This window comes from Cloacibacillus sp. An23 (assembly GCF_002159945.1).
Taxonomy (GTDB): domain Bacteria; phylum Synergistota; class Synergistia; order Synergistales; family Synergistaceae; genus Caccocola.
In genome coordinates this window covers 1-4,153 of sequence record NZ_NFJQ01000023.1, presented here as the reverse complement: position 1 = coordinate 4,153, position 4,153 = coordinate 1, and the positions used below count along the sequence as shown (strand labels likewise).

Below are 4,153 nucleotides of genomic sequence, written 5' to 3'. Positions count from 1 at the left end.
TCTTTCGTCGAGACGTATTCCTCGTTCTGAGGGAAGAATATGCCGCCTCTGGCAGCGTCTATTATCTGTCTCACGCATTCGCAGAAGTTGTCTATGTATATCATGCTGCGGCGGTTATCTATAGCCGGGAATATGAAGGCGTACTTCGCGAGCTTGAGCAGTTTCGGGAAGTTGCCTTTGCAGCCGGGGCCGTAGATTACGGGCGGGCGCATTATGGATACGATGAAGTTATCGTCAGCCAGTTTCTGTATGGCAAGGTCGGCATGGAGTTTGCTGTCCCCGTAGAAGTCTGCCGGCGCCGGCTTGGTGTCTTTTGTTATTATTTTTTCTTTGCCTACGGGGTCGTCGGCTCCGTAGATTATCATGGAGCTCATAAAAACGAACTGTCTCGCGCCGTCTGCCTTAGCTTTCTGCGCTGTTTCTATGGCGAGGTCTCTGTTTATTCTGTAGTACAGGTCTTTTTTAGAAGGATCTGCTGAGACGTGCGCGATTCCGGCGACGTGGAATACAGCATCATACCCTTTGAAGGATTTTTCTCTCCACGTCCCGTCTATCATGTCTATGGTGTCGACATGGTATTTGTCGGGCCATTGGCTGAGCCATTTTTCAAACGATGTGCCTACGTAGCTGCCGGCTCCGGTGATGAGGATGTTTTTCATTTTACTTGGCTTCCTCTTTCGCCTGTTTTTCAAGCGCTCCGGTGCCGCCTTCTACGACTCCTTCTTTTTTGAGCACGCAGGCTATTGTGCCGAAGAAGCATTTGCAGTCGAAGGCGAAGCTCATGTTACGGACGTATTCGCCGTCGTAGGCGGCTTTGACAGATATGGGGAGTTCGTCGCGCCCGTTTATCTGCGCCCAGCCGGTGAGGCCCGGCAATACGTCGTTGGCTCCGTATTTGTCGCGCTCGGCTATGAGGTCGTACTGGTTCCACAGAGCGGGACGGGGACCTATTACTGACATTTTGTTTGTCAGTATGCACCAGATTTGCGGCAGCTCGTCCAGCGAGAGCTTGCGCATCCACCTGCCGCTTTTTGTGATCCATCTTTCTGGATCGTTCAGCATGTGCGTCGGCATATTGGCCGGCGTGTCTGTGTACATCGTCCTGAACTTCGGCATCATAAAGGTAGACTTGTGTATGCCGACACGCTTCTGCCAGAAGAGCACGGGGCCTTTGGAGTCGAGCTTTACGATAACGGCGATAACGGCCATAGGGACAGCAAGCACGACAAGGCCGCAGAATGACAGTATAATGTCTATCAGTCGTTTGATATAACGTCTATACATAAGGATTACCTGGCCCGGTACACTTTATAACCCGTGTGTATGGCTACTATTAGATATGACATGGCACGATACCTTGGCTTTCGCTAGCAGCTGATAATAATGTGCATGTTTTTCCAATTAAGACAATAAGAAGCTGCGGGTACCCTTCAACCTCTAAGTAGTCTAAATATTTATATGGTTTATGTCGATAAAAGTTATACATGTTTTTGCCTCAATGCATTGCCATACTGTTTGTTTAATATCTCTATTTTTGATACTTGCTGCTGTGATAATTTCCCATGTCTTATAAGGAAACGCTGCCTTACAAGCCACTGGCGCAAGCTGTGACCCGGAGGATATTCGGCGTTCAGTTTACTTTTTTCTTCTTTCTTTTCTCCACTGTTTGCCTGTTTCATTTTTTCAAGCATTTCCGCAGCGGCGGCGTATTTTTCTTCCCATGCCCTATCAGATGCTGTGCGCCAGTCCATTCCGAGGGATTCAAGTTCCAGTATCTGTTCTTTGGTGAGTGCTTTTACTGTCTTGCTGTTCTCGCCTCTGTACGCCCTTCTGCATTCGTAAAGCCATTTGCCGAGCCACATTCCATCGGTCGTCACGTATTCTTGCGGGACGTTGAGGTCACCGTGTTCGGTTTTGTATTCTTTGCATGCCGCGATGCGCTTACTCCACGAATCTTCTTGTTCCCACTTGAAGCCGAGTGAGTCAAGTTTCGCCTTTCGTTCCAGAGTAAGCTTTATAGCAAGACGGCCTGTTTTGTCTTTGGCTTGTACGTGTCCCTTGAGCCATTTGCCCAATGGAAAACCGTCTTCTGTGACGTACGTAGTAGGTACGTCAAGGTCGCCGTGTTCCGAGTAGTATTCCTTTGCTTTGCCGTAGCCGTATTCCCATCTTTGTGTATATGAGTCCTGCCAGTTCATGCCTATGGCGTCAAGACGTGCAATCTGTTCTTTGGTGAGTGTGGCTCCACCTTTGAGTCTTCCGTCTCTGGCTTTTCTTATTCTTCTGATCCAAGCGCCTACGCGAAGTCCTTCAGCGGTTGTGTAGCCGGCAGGGATGTCGAGGTTCCTGTGTTTCTCGTAGTATTCGACGCAGGCCTGATAGTTCTTTTCCCACTGGAAGTCTATTTTGTCCCAGATCATGCCTAGCTTGTTGAGCATTGATATACGCTCGTCTGTGAGGTAGTAGCCTCTGCGGCGGCTGTTTTTCGCAGTGCGGAGGTTGGATATCCATGCGCCAAGTTCTATGCCGTCTTCGGTGACGTAATTCGCTTTTATATCTATGTTGCCGTTGTCGTAACGGTATTTGCAGAGCGCGTTGTAATACTTCTCCCACGCTCTGTCGTATTTGCTCTGCCAGTCTATGCCTATGGCGTTCAGCTTCTGTCTTCTTTCTTCCGTGAGTACGCCGTGTATCTTTCCGGCTTTGACCAGTTTTTGTGTGTTGAGCCACGAGCCTAGGGCGTAGCCTTCGGGGGTTACGTAGCGTCTTTCTATGTCGAGGTTGTGGTGCTTTTCGTAGTAGGCTTTTGCCAGTTTATACATGGAGTCCCAGCTGGCGGATAACGTCTCTTCGAGTTCGCAGAAGAGCTGTCTGCTGTCTCTCGTCTCGTCCGTTATGGTGAATGTCTCGTTTATTATTTTGTCTTCCTGTCCCGTGCCTCTGTAGTAGTTTATGGCCGTGTTCATCTCTTCTTGTACGGCGGAGATTGAGTAGAGATTTTCTATGTTGTTTACTATGTCGATTATTACAGGGACAGAGTTACCATCATTATCTCTATGGCCTTTACCTGACGACAAGGCTCTGCCTATCTGCTGTTTGTAGACTATTGGAGATATTGTCGGACGCAGGAGTATGACGCCCGATACTCCGTCTACGTGGATACCTTCGTTGAGCATGTCTATGCAGAGCAGGAGTTTCAGATGTTCAGAATCGTCTTTCCTGAATGAATCGAAGGCTTTTGAGGATTCCGCATCTTCGGAGTAGGCTTTGTAGATTACGGGATTGTTGTCTACACCGGAGAACCATTCACATATGTGCGTTTCTACTTCGCACAGATGTTCTACGTTTGAGCAGAAGACTATATATTTGCCATGTCTGTCTTTTATGTGTTTCGTGAATACCATATCCAGCCCTTCGGCGTTTTCGAGCGAGCGGCGGAGGGCGTCGAGTTTTTTCTGGGCTTCGTCTCTGGTAGCTTTCGTCTTTGCCCTGCGAATACGAGATTGGTATTTCTCTATATCTTTAGAGCAGGAGTAGATGGACAAAACGTATTCAGGCGGCGTTAGTATTCCCCTGACTACGGCTTCGCCTAATGTCATTTCGGAGGCTACGTTGCCGTCGAAGAGTTCGTCGGCCATGTCGCGGCGGTTGTCGAGATAGCGAATGCTTGTGGCAGATAACCCAAGGACAGGAACGTCTGGATACGTGGCGAATAACCGCTCCACGCCCTTGCCCCACATTTCGGCCCCTACGCGGTGAAATTCGTCGAGGATTATGTACGACGGCTTGAGTTTTGCTATTCCGTCACTGTTCGTCTGCATGAGCTTGGCGTAGGTGCGGAATTCGATGTTGCGCGGCTCATAGCCGCAGACTGACTTTATATTCTCCAGCTGAGTACGGAAGATATATTCGCTCGGCGAGAGCCAAAGCACACGCGACGAAGGATTGTCCTCCGCAAGCTTGAAGGCGATGAAGGATTTGCCCGTGCCGGTTGGGTGCACTACTGCCGCTTTGCCGCGCTCGGCGAGCATGGAGACTGCTTTATCGTATGTTGTTTGATTGTGTTCGAACAGATCTATCATCGCAGCCTCGCCTCCGTATCGTCACGTACCCTCTCGCCCAAAGTGGCGAATAACGTGTACCTTTTTCGCCA

Annotated in this window: 3 protein-coding genes; all 3 read right to left on the bottom strand. The window is 49.4% G+C overall.

Annotated elements, in window-relative coordinates:
* Positions 1-659: NAD-dependent epimerase/dehydratase family protein (locus B5F39_RS13865; RefSeq protein ID WP_087368724.1), on the bottom strand; the 659-nt coding region annotated here is incomplete at its 3' end.
* A 1-nt stretch (position 660) separates the two neighbouring features.
* Positions 661-1,284 (bottom strand): sugar transferase, encoded by a 624-nt coding sequence (locus tag B5F39_RS13860; protein ID WP_087368722.1) that lies wholly within the window; start codon positions 1,282-1,284, stop codon positions 661-663.
* 194 nt (positions 1,285-1,478) lie between these two features.
* Positions 1,479-4,082 (bottom strand): Helicase associated domain protein, encoded by a 2,604-nt coding sequence (locus tag B5F39_RS13855; protein WP_087368721.1) that lies wholly within the window; start codon positions 4,080-4,082, stop codon positions 1,479-1,481.
* Positions 4,083-4,153: the final 71 nt, after the last annotated feature.